The 24709-nt window shown below is 64.5% G+C and carries 22 protein-coding genes; 9 read left to right on the forward strand and 13 right to left on the reverse strand.

Features of this window, described 5'->3' with window-relative positions; all coding sequences use genetic code 11:
* Positions 1-8: 8 nt before the first annotated feature.
* Positions 9-470, reverse strand: a complete 462-nt coding sequence (locus tag YUA_RS0109010; RefSeq protein ID WP_027530387.1) for a MarR family winged helix-turn-helix transcriptional regulator — start codon at positions 468-470, stop codon at positions 9-11.
* A gap of 44 nt (positions 471-514) precedes the next feature.
* On the reverse strand, positions 515-1174 hold the full coding sequence (locus YUA_RS0109015) for a TetR/AcrR family transcriptional regulator (RefSeq protein ID WP_027530388.1): 660 nt from the start codon (positions 1172-1174) through the stop codon (positions 515-517).
* 90 nt (positions 1175-1264) lie between these two features.
* On the opposite strand from YUA_RS0109015, the gene YUA_RS0109020 reads away from it, so the two are divergent.
* The 3 genes from YUA_RS0109020 (at position 1265) to YUA_RS0109030 (ending at position 5916) form a co-directional block, all read left to right on the forward strand.
* Positions 1265-2524, forward strand: a complete 1260-nt coding sequence (locus YUA_RS0109020) for an HlyD family secretion protein (RefSeq protein ID WP_027530389.1) — start codon at positions 1265-1267, stop codon at positions 2522-2524.
* Complete coding sequence (locus YUA_RS0109025; protein WP_027530390.1) at positions 2472-4085, forward strand: MDR family MFS transporter; 1614 nt, start codon at positions 2472-2474, stop codon at positions 4083-4085. Before YUA_RS0109020 ends, YUA_RS0109025 begins: the two co-directional genes overlap by 53 nt.
* A 109-nt stretch (positions 4086-4194) precedes the next feature.
* Positions 4195-5916: an ATP-dependent Clp protease adaptor ClpS gene (locus tag YUA_RS0109030; RefSeq protein ID WP_027530391.1), complete on the forward strand. Its 1722-nt coding sequence runs from the start codon at positions 4195-4197 to the stop codon at positions 5914-5916.
* A 33-nt stretch (positions 5917-5949) separates the two neighbouring features.
* Here YUA_RS0109030 and YUA_RS0109035 read toward each other — a convergent pair whose 3' ends face one another.
* The 9 genes from YUA_RS0109035 to YUA_RS0109075 form a co-directional block, all read right to left on the reverse strand.
* Positions 5950-7614, reverse strand: a complete 1665-nt coding sequence (locus tag YUA_RS0109035) for a tannase/feruloyl esterase family alpha/beta hydrolase (RefSeq protein ID WP_035970739.1) — start codon at positions 7612-7614, stop codon at positions 5950-5952.
* Between the two features lie 89 nt (positions 7615-7703).
* Positions 7704-9158, reverse strand: a complete 1455-nt coding sequence (locus tag YUA_RS0109040) for a GntP family permease (RefSeq protein WP_027530393.1) — start codon at positions 9156-9158, stop codon at positions 7704-7706.
* A gap of 3 nt (positions 9159-9161) precedes the next feature.
* Positions 9162-10181: a patatin-like phospholipase family protein gene (locus tag YUA_RS0109045; protein ID WP_027530394.1), complete on the reverse strand. Its 1020-nt coding sequence runs from the start codon at positions 10179-10181 to the stop codon at positions 9162-9164.
* Positions 10182-10293: 112 nt separating this feature from the next.
* Positions 10294-11538 carry a phosphoglycerate dehydrogenase gene (serA, locus tag YUA_RS0109050; RefSeq protein WP_027530395.1) on the reverse strand — a complete coding sequence of 415 codons (1245 nt, stop codon included), beginning with the start codon at positions 11536-11538 and terminating at the stop codon, positions 10294-10296.
* 135 nt (positions 11539-11673) lie between these two features.
* Positions 11674-11928 (reverse strand): radical SAM protein, encoded by a 255-nt coding sequence (locus tag YUA_RS0109055; protein ID WP_027530396.1) that lies wholly within the window; start codon positions 11926-11928, stop codon positions 11674-11676.
* A gap of 25 nt (positions 11929-11953) precedes the next feature.
* Positions 11954-13186, reverse strand: coding sequence for a rhodanese-like domain-containing protein (locus tag YUA_RS0109060; RefSeq protein ID WP_027530397.1), 1233 nt, complete (start codon positions 13184-13186; stop codon positions 11954-11956).
* A 112-nt stretch (positions 13187-13298) separates the two neighbouring features.
* A complete protein-coding gene (locus tag YUA_RS0109065; RefSeq protein WP_027530398.1) occupies positions 13299-14588 on the reverse strand; it encodes a DUF1963 domain-containing protein in 1290 nt (429 codons plus the stop codon).
* 155 nt (positions 14589-14743) lie between these two features.
* Positions 14744-15925 carry a PepSY domain-containing protein gene (locus YUA_RS0109070; protein ID WP_027530399.1) on the reverse strand — a complete coding sequence of 394 codons (1182 nt, stop codon included), beginning with the start codon at positions 15923-15925 and terminating at the stop codon, positions 14744-14746.
* 63 nt (positions 15926-15988) lie between these two features.
* Positions 15989-18220, reverse strand: a complete 2232-nt coding sequence (locus YUA_RS0109075; protein ID WP_245285127.1) for a TonB-dependent siderophore receptor — start codon at positions 18218-18220, stop codon at positions 15989-15991.
* A 474-nt stretch (positions 18221-18694) separates the two neighbouring features.
* On the opposite strand from YUA_RS0109075, the gene YUA_RS0109080 reads away from it, so the two are divergent.
* Genes YUA_RS0109080 through YUA_RS43715 form a run of 4 tightly spaced genes read left to right on the forward strand, consistent with a single transcriptional unit; the run spans position 18695 to position 21315 of the window.
* Positions 18695-19147, forward strand: coding sequence for a MarR family winged helix-turn-helix transcriptional regulator (locus tag YUA_RS0109080; RefSeq protein ID WP_027530401.1), 453 nt, complete (start codon positions 18695-18697; stop codon positions 19145-19147).
* 34 nt (positions 19148-19181) lie between these two features.
* Complete coding sequence (locus YUA_RS0109085; protein ID WP_027530402.1) at positions 19182-19751, forward strand: isochorismatase family protein; 570 nt, start codon at positions 19182-19184, stop codon at positions 19749-19751.
* Entirely contained in the window at positions 19748-20077 is a 330-nt protein-coding gene (locus YUA_RS0109090) for a hypothetical protein (RefSeq protein ID WP_027530403.1), read from the forward strand. Before YUA_RS0109085 ends, YUA_RS0109090 begins: the two co-directional genes overlap by 4 nt.
* A 2-nt stretch (positions 20078-20079) precedes the next feature.
* Complete coding sequence (locus tag YUA_RS43715; RefSeq protein WP_035970690.1) at positions 20080-21315, forward strand: MFS transporter; 1236 nt, start codon at positions 20080-20082, stop codon at positions 21313-21315.
* On the opposite strand, the gene YUA_RS0109100 is transcribed toward YUA_RS43715, so the two are convergent.
* The gene (locus YUA_RS0109100) at positions 21312-22196 is read right to left on the reverse strand and encodes a dihydrodipicolinate synthase family protein (protein ID WP_027530404.1); all 885 of its coding nucleotides are present in this window, start codon (positions 22194-22196) and stop codon (positions 21312-21314) included. The two genes, YUA_RS43715 and YUA_RS0109100, sit on opposite strands and share 4 nt — an antisense overlap.
* A gap of 169 nt (positions 22197-22365) precedes the next feature.
* On the opposite strand from YUA_RS0109100, the gene YUA_RS0109105 reads away from it, so the two are divergent.
* Both YUA_RS0109105 and YUA_RS0109110 read left to right on the forward strand, forming a co-directional pair.
* Entirely contained in the window at positions 22366-23778 is a 1413-nt protein-coding gene (locus tag YUA_RS0109105; protein ID WP_027530405.1) for an FAD-binding oxidoreductase, read from the forward strand.
* Between the two features lie 8 nt (positions 23779-23786).
* Positions 23787-24452, forward strand: coding sequence for a GntR family transcriptional regulator (locus YUA_RS0109110; RefSeq protein ID WP_027530406.1), 666 nt, complete (start codon positions 23787-23789; stop codon positions 24450-24452).
* A 6-nt stretch (positions 24453-24458) separates the two neighbouring features.
* Here the strand turns inward: YUA_RS0109110 and YUA_RS50920 are convergent, their stop codons facing one another.
* Positions 24459-24623: a hypothetical protein gene (locus tag YUA_RS50920; RefSeq protein ID WP_198029387.1), complete on the reverse strand. Its 165-nt coding sequence runs from the start codon at positions 24621-24623 to the stop codon at positions 24459-24461.
* Between the last annotated feature and the right edge of the window lie 86 nt (positions 24624-24709).

The following is a 24709-nucleotide window of genomic DNA, read 5'->3' on the forward strand; positions in this document are numbered from 1 at the left end:
CTCTCCTGTTATTCCTCTGAGTCTCTTGTGAGATCCCTTGGAAACTTGTCCTGAATGCTCGTCAGCCAGCGCGCGACGATGTCGATCTCCGCGCTGGTAAATCCTTCCGTCAAAGCCGTGTTGACCGCGGCCGCGTCGGTCTTCGCCTGCGCCAGCACGGTACGGCCCTTCGACGTCAGCCACACCCGCCAGGCCCGGCCGTCCTCGCGATCGGCCCGCCGCTCGACCAGTCTCGCCGCGGCGCTGCGATCGACCAGGCCGGAAATGCCGGCCGGCCCCATATCGAGCGCCGCGCCCGCTTCGCCCATCAGGACGCCATCCTGCTTGCCGAGGATGAACAGCAGCCCCGCCTGTGCCGGCGTCACTTCGCTCGAGGGCTGCGACGCCATCCAGCGCTGCAAGCGCCGTTGCGCGACGTTCAGCAGATAGATCAGCCGATGATGCCGCGCTTCGGCCGCTTTATTTCGCATGCGAAATACATAGTCGACACGGATCGGATTGTCAAAGGAAGCCGCTAGGACGATTTGGCGCGGCAGCCGTCGAGGAACAGCGCCGCGCAGATCTGCACGCGACGTTCGACCTGCTTGCGTGACGGCAGAGGTGCGCCGCCATAGATCGCGGCGCGCTGCGGCGCCGATGCGACCATGCCGATCAGCATGCCAGCCACGTCCTCGACATCGTCGATGACGATGCGCTTGCGCTTGACCTGAAGGCGCAGCCAGCCGGCAAGTGCCTTGGCAGTGCGGGCAATGCCGTTCGTGTAGAAGTTTGCAGCGAGCTCGGGAAATGTGGCGGATTGCTGCAGCACCATGCGTTGCAACGCCACGACTTCCGGATCGAGCGCGAGATCGGCGCAGGCCATCAGCGCGGCGCGTAAGCCCGTTTCGATATCGACGTCATCGCTGCCCTGAAGATCGACGGCAGAGAGCAGCCGCTCGAGCCTGTCCGCGCACATCGCCTCGAACAGCGCGGCTTTGCCCGGAAACAGGCGATAGAGCGTCTTGGTCGAGATGCCGGCGCGGCGCGCCAGCTCTTCGGTGCTGGTCGCGGCATAGCCTTCGACGGCGAACGCATGCCGTGCGGCTTCGAGGACGATTCTCGTCGTCTCCTCGTCGCTGCGCACCGGCGGGCGTCCGCGCGGACGGCATTCGCTTTCCGATTTTGCCTGAGCCATGTCTTTACATGATGACTGTCATTCCATTGACAATTCCAAAGCTAGTCTCATTTTGGAAATCGTCAAGTTTCCTAATTCAGGGATCCGGCCATGACCGTGCACACCACCCCATCCGTTGCCGCCCAAACTGCCCTTCCCGCTTCCGCCCTGGAGGGCATCCTGCCTGGCGCACCAGCCGGCGCCGTCCGTAAAAAGCTCAATGTTCGCAAATTGTTGCTGATGGGGGCCGCGATCGTCGCCCTCGCCGGCGCGAGCTGGTACGGCTACGATTACTGGACCGTCGGCCAGTACCTCGTCTCGACCGATGACGCCTATGTGAAGGCCGACAACACCACCATCGCGCCGAAGGTCAGCGGCTATCTCAATGGGGTCCTGGTCGCCGATAACGAGCATGTGAAGGCCGGCCAGGTGCTGGCCAGGATCGACGATCGCGACTTCAAGGTCGCGCTCGACCAGGCCAAGGCCGATGTGTTGGCAGCGAATGCCACCATCTCCAGCAAGGAAGCGCAGATCGAGGTGCAGCAGGCGGTGATCAAGGCCGCGCGCGCCACGCTCGACGTCGATCAGGCCAACCTCACCTTCGCCGCCCAGGACAACAAGCGCTACACCGATCTCGCCGCGACGGGCTCCGGCAGCGTGCAAAACGCGCAGCAGGCGCAGTCACGCATCGCGTCAGCCCAGGCGACGCTCGAACGCGACACCGCCAATCTCGCATCGGCCCTCAAGCAGGTCGACCTGCTCAAGGCCGAGATTATTCAGGCCAAGGCCGCCGCCGCGCGCGCGGAAGCCGTGCAGCACCAGGCCGAGCTGAACCTCGGCTACACCAATGTGGTCTCGCCGATCGACGGCGTGGTGGGAAACCGTTCTTTGCGCGTCGGCCAGTTCGTGCAGGCGGGCACGCAGTTGATGTCGATCGTGCCGGCCGAGGGCGCTTATGTCGTCGCCAATTTCAAGGAAACGCAGCTCACCCACGTGAAGTCCGGCCAGGCCGTCGATATCGAGGTCGACATGTTCCCGGGCCAGGTCGTGCACGGCCACGTCGATTCCATCGCGCCGGCCAGCGGCCAGGAATTCGCGCTGCTGCCGCCGGACAACGCCACCGGCAATTTCACCAAGGTGGTGCAGCGCATCCCCGTCAAGATCGCGCTCGATGCCGAACATGGACCCGCCATCGCGCTCCGTCCCGGCATGTCCGTGATCCCGACCATTGCAACACGTTCGACCGCGCCGACCGCGAATGCGGCCGACACGCCCAAGACAGCAGCAAAGGCAAAGCTCGTTTCCGGAGGATCGTGCCATGTCAAACAGCCTCTCACTTTCGACGCCCGCAACATCGGCCGCGACGTCTAATCGCGTCGCCGTCGATCCCAACCGCGCGAGCGCCGCAACCTGGATTGCCGTGCTCGCCGCCATGATCGGTTCGTTCATGGCGATCCTGAACATCCAGATCACCAACGCCTCGCTGGCCAATATCGAGGGCGGCATCGGCACCGGCGCCGACAACGGCTCCTGGATCTCGACGTCGTACCTGATCGGCGAGATCATCGTGATTCCGCTGACCGACTATATGAGCCGCGTGTTCACGTTCCGCCGCTACATGCTGGCGAGCGCGACGCTGTTCGCGGCGTTCTCGGTCGCCTGCGCCTTCACTCACGATCTGCCGTCGATGATCGCGATGCGCGGCCTGCAGGGCTTTGCCGGCGGCGTCCTGATCCCGATGGCGTTCACGCTGGTGTTGACCAAGCTGCCGAAACCACAACAGCCGGTTGGGCTTGCGATCTTCGCGCTGTCCGTCACCTTTGCACCCGCGATCGGCCCGACCATCGGTGGCTATCTCACCGAAAACTACGGCTGGCGCACCATCTTCTTCGTCAATGTGATCCCGACCGCCGTGATGGTCGCTGCACTTTACTTGACGCTGGAGCGGCAGAAGATGCAGCTTAGCCTTCTCAGGGAAGGCGACTGGGCCGGCATCGTCACCATGGCGATCGGTCTGTCGGCCCTGCAGGCCGTGCTCGAGGAAGGCAACAAGGACGACTGGTTCTCCTCGCCCTTCATCGTCAAGCTCGCGATCATCGCCGCCGTCAGCCTCACACTGTTCGTCACGATCGAGCTCACCATCGAGAAGCCGCTGATCCGGCTGCGCCTCCTGACGCAGCGCAATTTCGGCTTCGGCACCATCGCGATGACGATGGTCGGCTTCGCCCTCTTCGGCTCGGTCTATATCCTGCCGGCCTATCTCGGCCAGGCGCAGGGCTATAATGCCGAGCAGATCGGCAACGTGCTGGCCTGGACCGGCCTGCCGCAGCTCGTGCTGATCCCGCTGATCCCGAAACTGATGCAGCGCTTCGACACGCGCTACATCGCCATCACCGGCCTTCTGATCTTCGCCTATAGCTGCTTCATGAATACCGCCATGTCGCCGGACTATGCCGGCGACCAGCTCTGGATTCCGAACATCGTGCGCGCCGTGGGCCAGGCTATGGTGCTGACGCCGCTGACGTCGGTGCTGACGGGCGGCATCGCGCCGCAGGACGCCGCCGCGGCCTCCGGCATCAGCAACATGTTCCGCAATCTCGGCGGCGCGATCGGCACGGCGACGCTTGCAACCATCATCACCAAGCGCGAGCAGTTCCACTCCAACATCATCGGCCAGTCGGTCACGCTCGGCCGTGAAGAGGTCCGCACCCGCATCGCGCAGATGACCGATTACTTCATGGCCCATGGCGTGCCCGACCCCAACGCCGCCCGCGAGCAGGCCATCGTCGCGCTCGGCAAGACAGTGAAGCGCCAGGCGCTGGTGATGGGTTATTCCGACGCGTTTGCTGTGATCGGCATCGTGCTCGTGATCGCCGCGATCGCGGTGCTGCTGGCGCGGCGCGTGAAGGCGGCCGGCGGACCGGCCCACTAGGACCTCGCCCATCGATTGCAATTAATCGCGGCCGTCATGCTTGACGGCCGCCTCTTTTTATGTTCCCTATTTGTTCTTATCAATTATAAGTTGCGCAAAAGGGCGTTTCATGAGCGACACTCAGGCCGAAATCGTGCCGGTTCAACTCGTGCTGCACGACGACGAAGATGTTCCGCGCGAGTTCATCATCGACCTGATGCGCCGTGTCTTTGGCAAGTCGGAGAGCGAGGCAGCCTCGGTCATGGCTAACATCGGGAAGCACGCGACCGCTGTCTGTGGCCCTTACCCACCATCCGTCGCAGACGCCTTACTGGAATCTGCCCGGCGGCGTATCACCTTCGCCGGCCACTCTCTCCTGATCACGAGGGAAACGGCGAAGCCCTGCTGCGGACTTTGCGACCAGCCGACAGCGCAATCGGAAGTGCAGTTGATGGACCGCACAGTCTGGCTATGCGCCGATTGCGTGCTCGCGGCAGCAACCGCATCGCAGCAACTGCCCGCGGAAGAGTTCAACTATGCGTTCGGTGTCCTGGATTGGCATTTCGCCGACATCCCGCGGAGTCAGCTTGTAACCACGGTCCGCCAATTTCCCGGCCACATGCGAGCGGACGTCCAGGCCGCCATCGACGGACTATTCGCCTCGCCGGTCCGGTTGCTCGGCCTCGCCGAGGATCGTCGTTACGAAACGCTGTCCATGTCCCGACTGATGCAGACCGATAATTTCGCGGTGACAATCGCACCACTTCAGTACAACGACGTTGATATCGGCGAACAGACACCGGCCAAGTGCCTCGACAATGGTCTCTGGCTTTGCGCTTCGTCCGGCCTTCGCTATGCGATGCTTCTGGCCATTCATCGGGAATATAGCCGTGAGACCGGCGTGCGGATCGAGATTATGGTGCCGGCCGGGGCGGCGGGAGCGGCACTTGTCCAACAATGCTTCACCGCACTGGAGGACGCAGTACAGGCCGCGCGCACCTATCGCGGCAAAATCCTCTCGCTCGATGCCGATTCCGACTACCGCGGCCGCTCACGCGGAATCACGGTGCACAGACTTCCCTCGATCAGGCGTGACGAGGTGATCCTGCCCGACCAGACGTTGCGACTACTCGATCGCAACGTGTTGAACTTCGTAGGGACACGAGACATGCTGCGCCGGTTCGGGCAGTCGACCCGCAAGGGAATTTTGCTCTACGGACCGCCCGGCACCGGCAAGACACACACCATTCGCTATCTTGCGACCCATCTGCCGGGGCATACAACGCTGATCATCACGGCCGAGCAAATCGGCCTGCTCGGCGCCTATATGAACCTTGCCCGCCTCTTGCAGCCCGCCATGGTGGTGATCGAAGACGTCGATCTGATCGCACGGCAACGCGAGAGCATGAGCGGCTGCGAGGAACCGCTACTCAACCGGCTCCTCAACGAGATGGACGGCTTGAAGCAGGACGCTGAGATTCTGTTCGTGCTGACCACCAACCGCCCCCAGCAGCTTGAGAGCGCCCTCGCCGGCCGCCCGGGTCGCATCGATCAGGCGATCGAAGTGCCGCTCCCCGACGAGACCGGCCGCGGCAAGCTGGTCCGGCTCTACGGCAAGGGATTGCCGCTCGACGACGCGGTCATCACTGAGGCGGCCCGTCGCAGCGCGGGCACGAGTTGCGCTTTCATCAAGGAATTGATGCGGCGGCTGGCGCAGGCGAGCCTCGCGCGCGATGGCGGCAACTCCGTGACGTCAGCCGATATCGACGAGGCGCTCGACGACATGCTGTTCTCCGGCGGCCGGCTCAACGCGCGATTGCTCGGCGGCGCACAGGCCATGGCGGCGGGGTAAATCCACCGCCACGATGCTCTGTTCGCATTGCGCCTACGGCGCGCAAGCGAAACTCGCTGCCGCCGTCACAGGGCCGGACTTGTAGTGCGGCCAAGCCGGCCAGCGGCACAGCGGCATCGCGCGGAGCGTCGCGAACGAAGGTGCTTCGACCTTCTGCTCGCTGACTTCCAAGTCGCCCGGCGCCGTGCCCTTCTCGACCCAGTCGACCAGCGCACTCAGCATGTCGACGTTGGCCGGCGCGCCGGAGCCGACATGGTCGACGCCCGGTGCGGTGTAGAGCCGCGCGAACTCCGCCGTCTCGGCCTTGCCGAGCTTGCGCTCGACGCTCTCGAAATAGCGGATGCCGGCATAGGGGCTCTGCGCATAGTCCGCCATGTGCTCGAGCATGATCAGCCGGCCGCTGCGGGCGCGGAAGCGGCCGAGATCAGGATCGGTCGAATCCATCAGGCTCGAGACTTCGAGCAGCCGCGCCTTGTGGTCTTCCACCTTGTAGGTGGTGACGTCGAGCTTGGGATCGCGTGCGAACACATATCGAATGCCGCCGGCCCCATAGATCCAGGCAATGCCGTTGTTGGCTGCAGGCGGTTGCGCCGGCGGCGCGGTGCCGAGCCACCACGCCACCCAGCCGCCGGTCGGCCCGATCGCCGGCGTGTCCTCGCCCGAGACACCCCAGCCCGGATAGTCGTCGAGACCATTGGCGAGCGTGAACGGGAATTTGTAGGTGGCATGCAGCGTATCGACGGCCTTGATCTGCGCCGAGGTCAGGCACTGATCGCCGCTCCTGCCGTCGGCGCAACGCAATGTCTCGACCTTGAACGCCGCCTTGCAGCCCACGGGGTCCTGCACCAGCGCGTCGTCGGATCCGTCCGCCTTGTCGCAGGCCGCTCGCACCGCATCGCCCACGAGCTTGACCTGTGCCGGATTGATCCAGCCCTCGCCCATGGTGACGAGACCGGAGCGGGTGCCGGCATGCTGCAAGCCGACCCAGTTGATGACGGGGACGCGCGCGAAGATTCCGTCGAAATCGTCGGGATAGCGCTGCGCCATGGTCAGGCCTTCGCGGCCGCCTTCGGACGACCCCATGAAGTACATCCGGTCCGGCTTCTTGCCGTAGGCGCGCTGCATCAGCACGACCGCGGCGTCGCGCACCTTCTTGTAGGCGCGGTGGGCAAAATTCTCGAACGCTTCGTCATTCAAGGCAAACAGCTGCGGCGGCTCACCAGGCTTGGATTCATGACCGGAATCGGTGCCGTAGGTGACGAAGCCGCGTGCGAGCGGCGATGGCTTGTCGAAGGGATAGGCCGGCGGCAAACCGAGGCCGGTGATCAGCACGCCGTTGAAACCGCCGCCGCCATATTGCACCGAGCGTCCGTTCCATTCGATGGGCAGATTGACCTGGAATTTGACCGGCGGTGCCTTGGGATCAACGGGCTCGATATGGCCGAGCACCTTGCAGAAGACGGGATTGGCCGGCGTGATGCGTCCCGCCGGCGTCGGTCCGCGCTCGGCAACAGCGAGTTGCGACGGCGCCTGCAACGTCGCTGCGTCGATCATGACGGCATCGGTGCCGCCAACGAGACCTTTGCAGACCGTGTCCGCATCCTCCGCCAGCGTCGCTGCGAACGCGCCGCTCGCGCCCAGCGCCGCCGCCGTCCCCACCAGCCATGCGCACAGCCATGCACACAGCCTCGCCTTCATCAGCGCCATCGTTTCCACCCGGCCTTCTCGGTTTTTGCGTCCGACGGTTGGCTGCATTCAACGCAACCTTCGTGCCTGCGTCAATCGCTTCAGAAAGATCCAAGGGCGCTACCCAACGCAATGGCGGCGACCAGCGCCAGCAGCGACGACACGATGCCCACCATCACGATGTCGAAATAGCTGTCGCGGTGGGTCAGGCCGCAGATCGCGAGCAGGCTAACGACGGCGCCGTTGTGCGGCAGGATGTCAAGCGTGCCGGAGCCGATCACCGCGACCCGATGCATCAGCGCAACGTCTATGCCGGTGCGTGCGGCGAGATCGACATAGGTCTCCCCGAGCGCATCAAGGGCAATGGTCAGGCCGCCCGATGCCGAGCCGGTCAGCGCCGCCAGGATGTTGGTCGCGACCGCAAGCGACACCAGCGGGCCGCCTTCGATCGCAAGGACCCAGTCGCGTACGATCGTGAATGCCGGCAGCGCGGCCACGACGGCGCCAAATCCGACCAGGCTCGCGACACTGAATGCAGGCAGCACCGACGCATTGGCGCCGGCATCCATGGTTTGCCGCAACGCCGGCAGGCGCGCCCAGTTCAGCACGATGGTCGTGACGATGGCGCCGGTCAAGGCAACTGCGACCGACCACACGCCCGCAACCGCTGCGAGCGACGTACCGCCAAAGCGCTGTTCAGCGAGATAGGAGACATCGAGGCGCGGCAGCACGCCGAGCGACATCACGAGATTGACGGCGACAACGACGACCAGCGGCAGGATGGCACTCACGACTGGCGAGGGGTCGCTGCTGCGGCGGCCGTGCTTCATCTCGGCCGGATCGAACTCGCGCGCCGTCGTCGCGCGTTCGCGCACGAGCTCGTCGGACGCGGCACGCTCAGTCGTATCCTCGATATCGTCACCATAGCCCTCCCCGGCGCGCCGGGCCTTGGCTTCGGCGCGATGCAGCCACCACAATCCCGTGCCGAGCATGATGAGAGAGGCGATGATCCCGAGGCCCGGCGCGGCAAACGGCGTCGTGCCGAAGAATGGCATCGGGATCGCATTCTGGATCGAGGGCGTGCCCGGCAGGGCCGACATGGTGAAGGTCGACGTGCCCAGAACGATCGTGGCCGGAATCAGCCGGCGCGGAATTGCAGCCGCACGAAACAGCGAGCGGGCCATCGGCACGATGACGAAGAACGCGACGAACAGGCTGACGCCGCCATAGGTGACGAGCGCACCGGCCAGCACCACGGCCAGGATCACGCGGCGCTCGCCCAGACGTTTCGCCATGAAGGCGGCCACCGAGGTAACCGCCCCGCTGTCGTCCATCAGCTTGCCGAACACGGCGCCGAGCAGGAAGATCGGAAAGAACTGCGCCAGAAATCCTGCCGCATTGACCATGAAAACCTGGGTCAGGTTCGCAAGCAGCGGCTCGCCGCCGAACAACGCCGCCACCAGCGCGGCGAATGGCGCGAGCAGGAGCACGCTCCAGCCGCGAAACGCAAATAGCACGAGCAGGCCGAGCCCAACGAGGAGGCCGACAAGACCCATGCCTCAGCACTCCGCCAGGAGGACATCGAGATCGGCAGTCGAACGCCGGCCTATGTCGGCACCGTGCTCGACGAGAAATGCATCCGCGGCCATGCGCCCCTCTGCGCGCAGCATCGAGACGAACTCCCATTCCGCGTTGAGCTTCGACGATGCGCCGAATTTCGCCAGCATGTCGCTCTTGATCCGGTGGGTCCGCATCTTGGCCCAGCGCGCGCCCTCACCGCTGCCGGGATCGGCCGCCTGCCGCAGCAGCGCGATCATCCGCAGCTCCTTCATCAGCGGTGAATTGAAGGAAATCTCGTTGAGACGGTTGAGAATCTCCGCGGCCGTTCGCGGCTCCTCCAGCCGTTCGGTCGGATTGATCTGAACGAGGATGGCGTCGTGCGCGTCGCTCTCGCGCACCAGCGGCGTAATGGTCGGGTTGCCGGCATAGCCGCCGTCCCAATAAGGCTCGCCATCGATCTCGATCGCGCGGAACATGGTCGGCAGGCAGGCCGACGCCAGCAGGACATCCGCCGTGATCTCGGCGTTGCGAAAGATGCGGCCGCGGCCGGTGCGCACCCGCGTCGCGGTGACGAAGAGCTGGATCGGCGAGCGCGCGAGCCGCTCGAAATCGATGCTCTCGGCCAGCACCGCGCGCAGCGGGTTGTAGCCCATCGGATTGAGATCGTAGGGCGACAGCACCCGCGACATCAGGTCGGTCAGGATGTAGAAGGGCGACGTATCGAGCGTCCAGCGCCCCATCAGCCGGTCGAGCGGCGAGCGCTGCAGCGGGCTGAAGGCCGCAGCCTTCGAAACGCGGCGCCAGTACCGTTCGAGCGCATCACGCGCGCCTTCGGCACCACCCGCCGTCCACCCATCCGCCAGCACCGCCGCATTCATCGCACCTGCGGAGGTTCCGGAGATCGCGGCGACGGTGAGCCAGTTTTCCTCCAGCAGGCGATCGAGCACACCCCAGGAGAAGGCGCCGTGCGAACCGCCGCCCTGAAGCGCGAGATCGATCAGTACGGCGTCCCGTTCCATGGCGGATACTCACGCGGCTGAAGATCAAATTCGACGCGATTTGTACCACGCCGAAGACGACAGCAGTGTAGAGAGCAGTAGCCGCGAAATGCAACCGGAACGTGGCAGCCGTCTAGTGCTCGAACACCAGCCGCGCGCCGATCGTACCTTCGAGCGCGCGGATCTGCGCCAGCAGCGCGCCCGAATCCTCGCCACCGAGATCGGCATCGAGCACGACGTAGCCGAGGTCGCCGGCGGTCTCCAGATATTGCGCGGCGATGTTGATGTCGCGCTGGAGGAAGGCCTCGTTCAGCCGGCGCAGCATGCCCGGCACGTTGCGATGGACGTGGCTGAAGCGTACGCCGGAGGGACGCAAGTGCAGCTGCACCTCCGGGAAATTCACCGCGCCCATGGTCGATCCCGTGATGAAATAGTCGACCAGCTTGCGCGCCACCTCGCCGCCAATGCGCTCCTGCGCCTCTTCGGTCGAACCACCGACATGCGGCGTGAGGATGACGTTGCCGAGACCCTGCACCGGGCTCTTGAAGCGCTCCGAGTTCGACGAGGGCTCGACCGGAAACACGTCGATCGCGGCACCCGCAATGTGGCCGTCACGCAGCGCGCCCGCAAGCGCATCGAGATCGACGACCGTGCCGCGGCTGTTGTTGATCAGGAACGAGCCCGGCTTCATGGCCCGCAGTTCCCTCTCGCCGATCATGCCGGCGGTCTGGGGCGTCTCCGGCACATGCAGGCTGACCACGTCGCTCTGCGCCAGCAGTTCGTCCAGCTTCTCGACCGGCTCGGTGTTGCCGTGGCGGAGCTTGTCGGTGCGATCGTAGTAGATCACGCGCATGCCCATGGCTTCGGCGAGCGTCGAGAGCTGCGAGCCGATATTGCCGTAGCCGATGATGCCGAGCGTACGGCCCCGCACCTCGCGGCTGCCGGCCGCGGACTTGTCCCAGCCACCGTCATGGGCCGACACCGAGCGCGGGAAAATCTGCCGCAGCAGCATCACGATCTCGCCGATCACGAGCTCGGCAACGCTGCGCGTGTTGGAGAACGGTGCGTTGAATACGGGAATGCCGCGCTTGCGCGCTGCCAGCAGATCGACTTGGTTGGTGCCGACGCTGAAGCACCCAACCGCGAGCAGCCCGTTGGCGGCTTCCAGCACCTCGTCGGTGATCTGGGTGCGGGAGCGGATGCCGAGCAGCGACACACCCTTGAGCGCCTGGCGCAGCGCCTCGCCATCCAGCGCCTTGGTGAGGCGCTCGACATTGGTGAAGCCCGCGCTCCTGAACAGATCCACGGCGCTGTCGTTAACACCTTCAAGCAGCAGCGCCTTCGCGCTCCGCTCAGGGCTTTGGCCTGGGGCTGGCATAGTATCTCCATGAATGGCGGCTTTGCCGCAGCACATAGACCGCGGACGACATACAGCACAATAGGGTTTGGATATGGGATTTCGCTTCGCGCCGTCCAGACGACGCACTACAAACATACCGAACCGGACGGAAAATCAGCCTTCGCCCTGCATCAGCGGCTCGCCCATGCCCTGGAGCTTGATCTCGATCAGGCCGTATTGCTGGTCGAGCAGCGCCTTGAAACTCTCGAGCGGCATGTCGCCGGCGCGCTGGCCTTTGTGCCAGTCGCTGACCTGGCACATGGTGCAGCGGAAATTGCAGCGGCTGACATTCTCGATGTCGAGCTTGATCGGCAGATAGTCGACGACGCTGCGGTCGGTGGCAAGGCCTCGCCCGACCGCCCCGAACAACTCCGGTGGATCAACGCCACCGCTCTCAGATCACATAAAACCCGTGCGTGCCGTCGCGGCGGAGCTGGTCGACGAGGCCGTATTCCCAGTCGAGATAGTCCTGCATCGTTCGCTCGGCGATGTCGGTTCCCTCATAGGGGCGACGGTAGCGATGCGCGGGGTCGGGCTTTGGCAGGACCAGCGACGGGCCGACCTCGAGCGGGCCGGCATAGCCGCCGTCGAGCACATAGACCTCCCAGCCCATCTGCGCGAGCCAGGACGCCGTCATGTCGGCGCGGACGCCCTTGTCGTCGGTCAGGAGGATGCGCGCGCCGCGCACCGGCGCCGCCATGTCGGTCTCCTGCACGAGCTGGCCCCCGGGATAGTTGCGGAAACCCGACAGATGACCGGCCGCATATTCCTCCACGTCGCGCACGTCGAAGCGATAGAGCGTGCGGCTGGTCTGCGCGACCAGCGCCGACATCTCGTTCGCGCCGATATGGCGGACGCCAGCGCGATAGGCGACGTCGCGGGCATTGGCCGGGCCGCCCTCGAACGACCCGATCGCGCCACGCCGGTCGGCGCCATGAGCAAGCGTATGCCGCGCCAGCGTCCAGCCGATCGTGCCGTTGCGCAGCGCCCGCACCTTGTTGGGCACGCCGGCATTGATGAGCGACTGAGTGCCGATGATGGAGCGGGTGCGGCCGGCACAATTGACGATGATGGTGGTGTCGGGATCGGGCGCGGCCTGGCCGGCCCGCAGCACCAGTTCCGCACCGGGCACGCTGACCGAGCCCGGAATATTCATGGTCGCATATTCGTCGAAGCGGCGAACGTCGAGAATGGCGATGTTGGCCTTGTCCGCGATCAGTTTTGCCACTTCGTCGGCACTGAACGATGGCGTGTGGCGACGTGCCTCGACCAGCTCGCCAAACGCCTTGGAGTAGGAGTTGACGTCCTCGAACACCTCGTAGCCCGCCGCGCGCCAGGCCTTCAGCCCGCCATCGAGCGCACGGACATTGCTGTAGCCGAGTGCCGCGAGGCGTTCGGCTCCTACCGCGACCAGCCCCTCACCATCATCGAACAGCACGACCGGCACATCCTTGCGCGGCAGCCTCACCGCGGCCTCGATCGCGATCCGGTCCACGGCCAAGTTGGCTGCGAACAGCGGATGGCCGGTGGCGAAGGCGGCCTCGTGCCTCAAATCGAGCAGCGCTATCTCCTCGCGCAGCAGCAGCGCGCGGCGGATATCGGCGGGGGTGACAGTCGAAAGCTTCATGGCGTGAACCTTGGGAACAGGGCCAGAAGCTTTTTGAACTATCGTCGCGATGTTGGCTAGTCGTACCAGCGAACAGGGCTATCGCCAGTTCACCGTGCAGGCAGTCATCGCACTAGTCGCATTCATATGTGGCGACGACGCGCGAAAAGTCGAGTTGCGAGAGCGCATCCCGGTCGATCCAGAAATGAAGCACACACCCGATGTTGGAGTTCCAATCGAAGAATGCGAGGTCGCCCTGCACCTGGAGCAACAACATGTCCTCCAGATGCTCCTCGGTCGCACCTTGGGGGCCGCTGCCATATCCCAGCATCTGATGAAGCGCCGTTCTGAAATGACGGTACTTCCCTTCTTTCACGGTCGGGGTCTTCCAATGGTTCTGCCGCTCGAGATTCGCAACAAAGTCGAGAGGGGCATCATCGCAAGCATCGTCATCCTGGGTCGCCATGCAACGGATCGTGTGGTTGATGGCATTGCCCAGGTCTGCCGCAAATTCCCCCGCGTATGTGCGTACCTGCCCATGTATTCTCTCATAGACATGCACGACATCGAGCCACCAGGACCTAAAGGCTGTCTTTGTGTCCGCATCGACGTCGTCCATTGGAGTTAGCGTCCGACTGCGTTCAAGCCATCCGATTGCTCCAGCGCGAACCCGCTTCAGTTCGGCGACTACTTCGTCGGAAAGCGGCTTGCCGTAGTACCCTAGCTTCAGATCGCTGACGACGTGCGACAATACCGACCGAACCACATAATTAATCAGCAGCCAGTTGAAGGGCCAATGCTCGTCTCTCTCGTATTCGGCCGCTCGTCGGAACTGAAGCAGGTCCCTTTTCTCCGGCTCACCCGGGCCTAACACCTTGCACAATTCCTCGATCATGAGCTCGCCTCCAACGGCATCCTCATGGAAGTAGAAGTCGCGGAACAGCTGGAACGAAAGCGGGTACTTGAACTCGACCTTGGCATAAAAATCGAGCGCCGGATCGAGCCACTTGACCTGGGCGTCTCCGTCGGCACCAGCCAGCGGCATGAGATTTGGCGGTGGCGCACAGTCCGGATAGGCGCCGCCGTCGGTCGGACTATAGAGGACGCGGCAAGGTGGATGCCCTTCACCGACAAACACCGAGCTGCAGAAGAAATAGAGCGTGCCTTGCTTCGGAAGCGGCGACCACCCGGACCCGGGCACTTCCGCCAAGTCGATCTGGGCAACGAAGGTGAGAGCGACGATCTCTGGCGTCACGTTCGCCGTGACTTCCGCCACAGGCCAGTCGAGCTGCGGTGGAAGCCTGGGAAGTCCGCCAAAGAAACTTCGCGCCGGATGAGCAAGCGGCACAGGCAAATCGCTGCGTCTGACGAGCACGGCCGGCAGTGCTGACTCTTCAAGTTCGTCTCGTTCGGATCGCGCCATTGGGTCACCACGACTTAAGCGTGCAGGACTCGGATCGAACCATTTCGCGAAGCCTTGGACAAGCATTTCTTCTTCACCGCGCGGCGTAACCTCGGTGGCGACCTGTGCGATCGACTATCGCGCGACCGGTGACCCGTCAGCCGGGCGCTTCGCGATCACTCGCCAGGAACGAGCCGCCCGACCGGCGGCTGCGCCGGGCGCCGCAGCTTGCGGCGCGACAGATACAAGAGCACGCCAGTGATCGCAAACAACGGCATCAGCGCCGCGGCGATCATGAAGGCGAGCTTGCCGGGCCAACCCAGGACCGCGCCGCGGTGGATGTCGAGCACGCTAGCAATGACCTTCTCCCCAAGGGTCTTATCGGCATAGCGCTCCGCAGAGACCACCTGGCCGGTGACGGCATCGATGCGGAACTCATCGCGCATGCTATCGAGCGTGGAGTCCTTCGGCCACGACCGGATCCGCATCACCGTGCCCGAGCCGGCGGGAAGCGTTAGCTGAGCCCTGGCAAAACCGCCGCCCTCCTCATGCTGGAGGGCCGACCACGCGCGATCGAACCCGACCGGCTGCGCCGGTTCGGGACGACCGGGTGGACGCGGCTGCTTCGGCTGCATCTTCGCTGCCGCCACGTGTGGACGCGACAGCAACCAGACGGCGCCGTCCTTGTACCAGTCGAACGAATACCACAGTCCGGTCAGGGTCATCACGAGGTAGACCGGCAGAACCCAGGTGCCGATGACAGCGTGCAGCGAGCGGTGCAAGCCGCGGCCGCTGAGCCCGAGATTCGGCTTCAGCCACATCTTCACGCTGCTTGCGCGACGTGGCCAGCGCAGCACGAGGCCCGAGACCAGCATCACGAGCAGACCCAGCGCGGCCACACCGGTGATCTGACGTCCCCAGCCCTTGGCATCGCCGGGAATGAGTAGCCAGCGATGCAGTCTGCGCACCGTCGCAAAGAAGTCCTCGCCGCGCGGCACGCCGAGCACGCTCCCGTCATAGGGATCGACATAGAGCGAGGACGGACGCGCGCCCTGCTCGTCGCGGGCGAAGCGGACATGCACTGCCCCGGACGGATCGCTCGACAGCATGATGGCCGCAACCTTGCCAACATCCGGCACAGCCTTCAGGCGCGCGACGAGTTCATCCGGCAACAGCGCCGGCATCGTCCGTGGCGCAACCTGCATGATGCCGGCATTCAGATAGTCTACGATCTCGTCCTCAAAACTCATGATCGCGCCGGTCAGCGCGATCAGGGAGAACAGCAGCGCGAGCACGAGACCCGCAATGGAATGGACTTGATGCAGCGCCGCCTTGATCTTGTGCCAGAGCCTATGCATCGGCGCAGGCCCTCCCGGTCGGAATGACCGAGCCATCATCGTCTCTGCGCCGCACCCCCATCGCTAGAACTTCACCGTTGCCGACAACGAGATGCGGCGGCGATCGCCCAACGCGACGTTCAGGGCGTTTCCAGTGCTGGAGGTATAGTAGACCTTGTCGAACAGATTCTTGACGTTGAACTGATAGGTCACAGGCACCTTGTCGACCTTGGTGTCGTAGGTCGCAAAGATGTCCGCGACAGTATAGGCCGGCATGAAAAACGTGTTGGCGGAGTCACCGGGCCTGTCACCGACATAGTGTGCGCCGCCGCCGACGCGCAAGCGTCCGGGCAGCCGGTCACCGAAATCATAGACGAGATAGAGCGAAGCCGTGTTCATCGCGGCGTTGAACAATTTTGCATTGCCAACAACGGGATCGTCGATCAGGCGCGCATCGGTATAGCCATAACTTCCGATCATGCTCCATTCGTCGGTCAGCCTGCCGGTGACATCCAGTTCGACACCGCGCGACCGGGCCGCGCCCGAGGCGCGCGCCGCCGACTTGCCGCCGCCGATGTCATCCAACACCAGCACGTTCTTCTTCTGGATGTCGTAGACCGCCAGGGTGCCCGACAGCCGCTTGTTGACGTCGAACTTCAGGCCGGTCTCCCACTGCGTTCCCTCTTCAGGCGCGATGGTGGAGTCGACGACGAAGCCGGTTGTGAACGCTGCGATAACCGATGTTGGCTTCAGCGACTGCGTATAGCTCACGTAATATGAGAGCTGATCGCTCAGCTTGACGATGACGCCACCAAGCGGCAGCACCTTGTCGCCTGCCAGACTGGTGTTGGTGATGAACAGAGGCCGGCCCTTTCCGGCAAGCTGCTCGTATTCCATCCAGCGCACGCCGCCCACCACGGACAGCCAGTTGGTCAGATGGAACGTATCCTGGGCGAAGAAGCCGCGGGTGCCGAGCTTGTCGGTCTGCTCACTGTCGGTTGCCGAAACGGTCGTACCCGGTGTGACCAGTCCATAGACCGGATTATAGAAATTGAAGCTCGGCGTGGCCTGGCGGATCAAATCGTGGCGATCGATCGTGCGATACATCGCCTCGCCGCCGAACAGGATCTCGTTGCGGAAGCCGCCGACCCAGACGTCACCTTGCAGATAGGAGGTGCCGTAGCTGACGTTGCTCAACGAGTTCCGGGTGCCGTCGTTGCTGCGGGTTTCGACGCCGGTCGTGGCGTCGACTTTGGTGATGCGGAGCTGGTTGGCGCTGAAAGTCTCGGTGTTGTAGCTATAGGCCGCGGTGACCTTCCAATTGTCGTCGAGCTTCTGCTCGACCGAGCCCTGCACCAGGTCGGACGTGCCCCACATGTTGTTGAAGGGTTCATCAAGCCGGCGCGTCGCCGGGATCGCCAGCTGGGCGCCGTTGACGAAGGCCGTGCCGCGGTCGAACGGAGAGATGAATTCGCGGTGCTCATAGGTGAGCTGGACCGTCGTGGTCTCGCCGTACCAGGCGAGCGACGGGTTCACGAGCATTTCCCGATGGCGCCCGAAATTGCGCCAATAATCCTCGCTGACACCATAGCCGATGAAGCGATAGGCGAGACCGCCGTCGCCGATCGGACCGGTAACGTCGAGGGTGCCGTCGGCACCGTTGCGATTGTTCGCGTAGATCGAGCCGAGCAGCGTGGCCGAGCCATGCTGATAGAGCTCCGGGCGCTTGCTGATGGTGTTCACGATGCCGCCGGGATCCATGATGCCGTAGAGCAGCGAGGCGGGTCCCTTCAGCACCTCGACGCTGTCGACCGCGGCGTTCAGGCTGCGGCCCTGCACCAGCGGCATGCCGTTGCGCATGATCGAACCGTCGCGATTGTCGCCGAAGCCGCGTCGGATCACCGCGTCCTGGGTTCCCGCGAGCGTATTGGTCTGGGTGATGCCGCTGATGTTGACAAGCGCATCGTCGATGTTGCGCGGCAGCTGGTCCTTGAGGACCTGTGCGGGCACGACGTTGACGGATTGCGAGGTGTCGAGCGGCGATGCGCCCGAGCGCAGCGTGCTAGCACTCGGCATCGCGCGATAGCCGAGCTTTGCGGCTTGTTGTGCGGCGGCGTCCGCCGCAGCACGTTCGGACGGCGTCGGTGCTACGGGTGGAACTGCATTCGAGTTACGGCGCGCGGCCGTCTGTGTACGTCGTTGCGACTGCTCCGAAGCACGCGCCGGTTTTGGCCGCGGCGCCGGCGCATCCACATTCACCGGGGGCAGCGCCGTTTGCGCCTGCGCAGTGGTGTTGAGGGGACATTCGGCGAGCATGACGGCCGCTCCGATGAGAAGGCTAGCGCGGCTCTTGCCGGCGCGATTTCGATGGCCACTGACGCGATGGCCATCCATAAGGGCACGCACTTTCGATTCACTTCCAAGTCACAGCATTGAAGTTGGCGCATCTACCAGCCGCTGCGAATGAAGAGAACATGGCGGCGACTTGAATCGCTCTAGTGTTGAATCGTTCTAAGAACGGGAACGATCGCGCGATCATGCGGCGCCCGATGTTGTGACCTTTTCGCCAGCAAGAACCGGAACAGCGCGATTGGAACGCGCACGAAATGAGCGCACCCGCTCCATTGTCGATGCTGATGAGGTCATCGACGCGACGCCATGTCGCACGAGAGCTCCGCGCTCGCGCAAGCTCGCCCGCCGCCATCGCCGCGGTCGGGATTTCCGCTCACATCAGATTAACTGTACAGTTATTCTTTGCAGGTTACCTTCAGATGTGCTATTCACTCAGCCATGATCAATTCATCGGACCAACGCCCGTCCGCGCGCGCCGGCGCGCTCGCAGAAGACCTCCGTTCGCTGGTCGGAAAGCTCAAGCGCCGGCTGCGCGAGCAGGCGGGTCCGGAGGATTTGACCCCGTCTCAGGTGTCCATCCTGCTCCGCCTGGAAAAGGATGGCCCCGCCACGGTGTCGAGTCTGGCGCGATCGGAAAAGATGCGCCCGCAATCGATGAGCACGGCGGTCGCCGCGCTTCTGGCCGCAGGCCTGGTCAGTGGCGCCCCCGATCCGGAGGACGGACGTCAGACCATTCTGTCGCTGACGAAAGCGTGCCGCGACTGGATCCGGGTCGGTCGCGCCGCCCGGCAGGACTGGCTCTCGCGCACCATTTCGGCACGGCTGTCAGCGCGGGAGCAGGACGAACTGGCCGCCGCCGTCTCTCTGCTCAAACGGCTCGTCGACGATTGACGCGGCCCCGCCGCGCTGCCGGAAGGACATGATCATGGCTCTTACGATGCTCGACCCGATCACTGCGCTCATCATCGTCGACCTGCAGCGCGGCATCGTCGATCTCCCCTCGGTCCATTCCATTGGAGACGTCGTGGCGCGCGCCGGCGCGCTTGCCGCGGCGTTTCGGCGGCATCGCCTGCCGGTCGTGCTGGTCAATGTCGCTGGCGGCGCGCCGGGCCGCACTGAGCGGGCGCGCCCTGACGGTCCGTTCCCCAACGGATGGACCGACCTCATTCCCGAACTGGATCGACAGCCCGACGATATCGCCGTGACCAAGCGGACATGGGGCGCATTCGCGAGCACCGATCTCGAGAGCCAGCTGCGGCAGCGCGGCGTCACGCAGGTCGTCATCGCCGGCGTCGCCACCGGCACCGGCGTCGAGTCCACCGCGCGGCAGGCTTACGAGGCGGGCTTCAATGTCGCCCTTGCCACCGACGCCATGACCGATTCGCGTTCGGAGGCCCACGACTACAGCATCGCAAACGTCTTTCCGCGGCTTGGCGAGAGTGGCTCGACGCAGGCGATCATCGATCACCTGGCAACACGGAGCGCGCAGGCATGAGCTGGCTTCATTTCGTATCCTATTTCTTCGGTGGCGCGTGTCTCGCGAACACCATTCCGCATCTCGTCAGCGGCCTGCGCGGCGAACCGTTCCAGAGCCCGTTCGCAAAACCGAGAGGAGAAGGGCTATCCTCGTCGACGGTCAACGTGCTCTGGGGCTTCTTCAACCTCGTGGTCGGATATCTCCTCGTCTGCCGTGTCGGAGAGTTTTCACTGCTGGACATAGGTGACGTCGCAGCTCTCGGGCTCGGCGCTCTGCTGCTGAGCCTGTTTTGCGCGCGGCGGTTCGGCCAGTTCCACGGCGGCAACACGCCGACAGGGTCGTGAGCATGGCGGGCGCGGGTACGTTTCGCTCACTGCGGAACTACAATTACCGCGTCTGGGCAGCGGGCGCGCTGGTGTCCAACACCGGGACATGGATGCAGCGCGCCGCGCAGGACTGGCTCGTTCTCACCGAGCTCACACGACACAATGCGTCGACCGTCGGCGTGGTGATGGCGCTCCAGTTCGGGCCGCAGCTTCTGCTGATGCCGTGGACGGGTTTTGCCGCCGATCATTTCGACCAGCGACGGCTTCTGGTCGCGACTCAGGCGACGATGGGCGTGCTGGCGCTCGTTCTCGGCCTTCTCACGGTCACCGGCCTGGTGCAGCTCTGGCATGTTTACGCGTTTGCCTTCCTGTTCGGCTGTGCCGCGGCCTTCGACGCCCCGGTGCGCCAGACGTTCGTGGCCGAGCTCGTCGGCGACGGCGAGCTCTCCAATGCGATCGCGCTGAACTCGACGTCCTTCAATGCCGCACGGATGGTCGGGCCCGCGGTGGCAGGGATTGTCATCGCTTCGATCGGCACCGGGTGGGCCTTCCTGCTCAACGCCGCATCCTTTATGGCGGTGCTCGGCTCGCTCGCTATGCTCCGCACCTCCGAGCTTCGCCCGAACGCACGGGCCCACCGGACCAAGGGCGGCATGACGGAGGGCTTTCGCTACGTGTGGTCACGCAGCGATCTCAGGGCGATCATGATCATGCTGTTCCTGATCGGCACGTTCGGACTGAATTTTCCGATCTTCATCTCGACCATGGCGGTCAGCGTCTTCCACACCGATGCGCGCGGCTTCGGCCTTTTGTCATCGACGATGGCGATCGGCACGATCTCAGGCGCGCTGCTGGCTGCAGGGCGCGCGCGGCCGCGGTTCGTCTCGTTGCTGCTGGGCGCGGCTGCTTTTGGCGCGGGATGCACTCTGGCCGCGCTCGCGCCCAGCTACTGGCTGTTCGCCGGCAGCCTGGTCCTGATCGGAGTCGCGGCGCTGACGGTCACGAATACCTCGAACGCCATGATGCAGCTCTCCACCGAGCCGCGAATGAGGGGACGCGTGATGGCGTTGCGCCTCGGCGTCGCGCTGGGCGGCACACCGATCGGCGCACCGATCGTCGGATGGGTGGCGGACAATCTGGGCCCGCGCTGGGCGCTCGGCGTGGGCGCGGCGGCAGGCTTCGCGGCGGCGCTGGTTGCGGCCCGCGCCATGTCGGCGCGCACGCGGAGGTTCACCGCGAATGAAACGCGCGCTTAGGCGATCGCGGGGCTGGTCAGTTCGTCCAGCTTCGCCTTGAGCGCGGTGCCGTCAGTCAACGCACGCAGCGGCGGCCGCACGCGCAACCAGCCTGCGTCGCCGGTCTGCGCGGCGAGAATGGCCTTCAGCGTCGTCAGGAAGGACGGAGACTTCACCACGATATCAACCGCGGCCTGCATGCGTGCCTCGACATCCTTGCCGTCGATCATCGCCTTGACCAGCTCCGGCGTGATGTTGGCCATGCCGCAGATGGTGCCGGCGCCGCCGCCGGCGATCGCACGCGCGATGTCGGTTTCGTTACCGACAGTGATGGCTAGCTCAGGAGCAGCAGCGCGGAATGCCTGGAACTGCTTGAAGTCGCCGCTGGAGTCCTTCAGACCCGCGACCACCTTGCCGTAACGCTTGCGAAGGTTCGCTGCGACCGTTGTCGGGATCGCAACGCCGGAGACCTGCGGGATGTGATAGAGATAGGCGCGCAGACGATCATCGGCGACACCGTCGAAGATCGCCGCGAACGCATCCTCGATGCCTTCAGGCGCGGCGCTGCGATCGAAGTAAGGCGGCAGATACAGGACGTGGCGCAGACCAAGGCCGAGCACGGCGCGCGTCAGCGCGATGCCGTCGCTGATGGCGGGGAAGCCGCCGCCAATGCCGATGCGCTCCGCCGGCACGCCGGCCTTGAGCACGGCTTCGATGGTCGCGACGCGTTCAGCGACATTGAAGGAGGTGCCCTCGCCGGTGGTGCCGAACAGCACGACGCCGTCGACGCCCTTGCCGAAGAGCTGTTTGGCATGAGCGGCAAGCCTGGCGGAGTCCACGCTGCCGTCCGTCGCCAGCGGCGTCGCCGACGCCACCCAGAACCCGCGAATTGCCTCCGTCATAGCACCACCCATTGTTGCGGCTCCCCGTGATCTCCAATGATCTTGGAGGGCTTACCGAGCCTTGTTTTTACTTTACTTTTTGTCCTGTACCTTACATACAAGATAGACGCAAATCCTTTCCGCCGTCGCGGCGCGCATGAGGCGCAGCCAAATTTTGAGGAGGTCTCGCATGAACATGGTGACCTCCTTCGGACATCCCGAGCCGTTACTCGCCGCCTTGCGCGACAAGCTCGGCTCCGCGGCCGTGCTGACCGGCAGCGACGTGCCCGCGCGCAATTGCAACGACTGGAGCGCGAGCCTGCCGCAGACGCCGCTTGCGGTGATCCGGCCGCTCGATGCGCAGGGCGTTGCCGATGCGATCCTGACCTGCCGGCAGGCGCGCCTGCCCTTCGTGCCGCAGGGCGGCTTGACCGGGCTCTGCCGCGGCGCCGCGCCCGAAGCGGGCTGGGTCGCGATCTCGCTGGAGCGCATGACCGGCATCGAGGAGATCGATCGCGCCTCGATGACGATGACGGTGAAATCGGGCACGCCGCTCGAGGCGATCCAGAAGGCTGCCGACGAGGCCGGCTTCTTCTTTCCGCTCGATCTCGGCTCGCGTGGCTCCTGCGCGATCGGCGGCAATCTCTCCACCAATGCCGGCGGCAACCGCGTGATCCGCTACGGCATGACCCGCGAGCTCGTGCTCGGTCTCGAAGTGGTGCTGCCGGACGGCACCGTCATCACCAGCCTCAACAAGCTGATGAAGAACAATGCCGGCTACGACCTGAAACATCTCTTCATCGGTTCGGAAGGCACGCTTGGGATCATCACCCGCGTGGTGCTGAAGCTGTTTCCGAAACCGCGCTCCACCATGGCTGCGCTCTGCGCGCTGAAGGATTATGCCGCGGTGATCGCGCTGCTCGATGCCGCACGCAGCGGGCTCGGACCGCTGCTGTCGGCGTTCGAAGTGATGTGGCCGGACTATTGGGACGTGATCACAACGCGGGCCGGCGTCAAGCCGCCGGTCGCCGCCGGCCAAGGTCTCTATGTGCTGGTCGAGGCGCAGGGCACCGACGAGAGCATCGATGCGCCACGTTTCCAGGCCTGGCTCGAAGAGCTGATGGAGCGCGGGCTATTGGCCGATGCCGCCGTGGCGCAATCGCTGGCGCAGACTCAAGCCTTCTGGCGCGTGCGCGACATCTGCGCCGAATTCGGCCAGGTGCTGGGTCCGCACATCTCCTACGACATCGGCCTTGCTGTGGCGCGGATGGACGAGTTCGCCACGCGCTGCAAGGCGGCGCTCGCTGATGGCATCAAAGGCTGCGAGAGCGTCTATTACGGCCATATCGGCGACGGCAATCTGCATCTCGTCTCCTGGGTCACGGGCCTTCCCGTCGAACAGCAGCCCAAGGAGGAGATGGACACGATCATCTATGGTCTGGTGCGCGACATGGGCGGCAGCGTCTCCGCCGAGCACGGCATCGGCACGCTGAAGAAGAAATGGCTGGGACATGCGCGCAGCGAGGCCGAGATCGCCCTGATGCGGACACTAAAGGCCGCGCTCGATCCCGATCATCTACTCAACCCCGGCAAGGTGATCTGAGAGCATCCATGCGCTCGCTGAAGCTCGATGCGCCGAAATCGCTGTCGCAACGGGTGATGCTGCGGCTGCGGCAGGCGATCATCGACGGCGAGTTTGCGCTCGGTGCCGCGATCTCCGAGGAAATGGTGGCAAACTCCTTCGGCGTCAGCCGCACGCCGGTGCGCGAGGCGATGGGCCAGTTGCAAGCACAAGGGCTCGTGGTGATCCGGCCGCAGGTCGGCAGTTTTGTATTCACGCCGAGCGCGGAGGACATTACCGCGCTCTGCACTTTCCGCATCGCGCTCGAGCCCAAGGCCGCAGAGCTCGCCTTCAGCAACGACCGCGACGGCGCGATCGCGACGATGAGCGAGGCGATCGCGGCGATGGAGCCGGCGGTCGAGGCCAAAGACAACATCGCCTATGGCCGCGCCGACGCCGCCTTTCACGAGGGCCTGTTCGCGCATTGCGGCAACCGCTATCTCGCCGAATCCTACCAGCTCGTCTCGGGCCGCGTCGCCGCGCTCCGCACCAATCTGACCTCGCCGATCGACGTGCGCACCCGCTCCTCCTTCGACGAGCATCGCAAGCTGCTCGATCTGTTCGCGCGCGGCGAGCACGCCTCCTTCGAAGCGGCGATGACGACGCACATCACCAACTCGGGCCTGGTCTACGCAAAAGCGCTGAAGGTAGATTGAGCGGTCCTACCGCGCGTCTCTCGATTCCGGTCTGTCCAGAAAATCCAGCGCGGTGTTGATCTGTTCGAGCTGGTGCTCGATCTTGTCGCGGTCCTCGACCGACTGCGCCTTCTCGAGCTGTTCCACAAGCTTCTGCTTCCGCGACAGCAAATTCTCTATGACGGTACTCACAGCTCCCCCATCGCCCGAGGCGAATATCGAGGCAATCTAAATCCAGGATATAAGCGCGCGCCGGAATCGCCGCGAACCCTCCCATC

Origin of the sequence: Bradyrhizobium sp. WSM3983 (genome assembly GCF_000473045.1) — a bacterium.
Classification (GTDB): domain Bacteria; phylum Pseudomonadota; class Alphaproteobacteria; order Rhizobiales; family Xanthobacteraceae; genus Bradyrhizobium.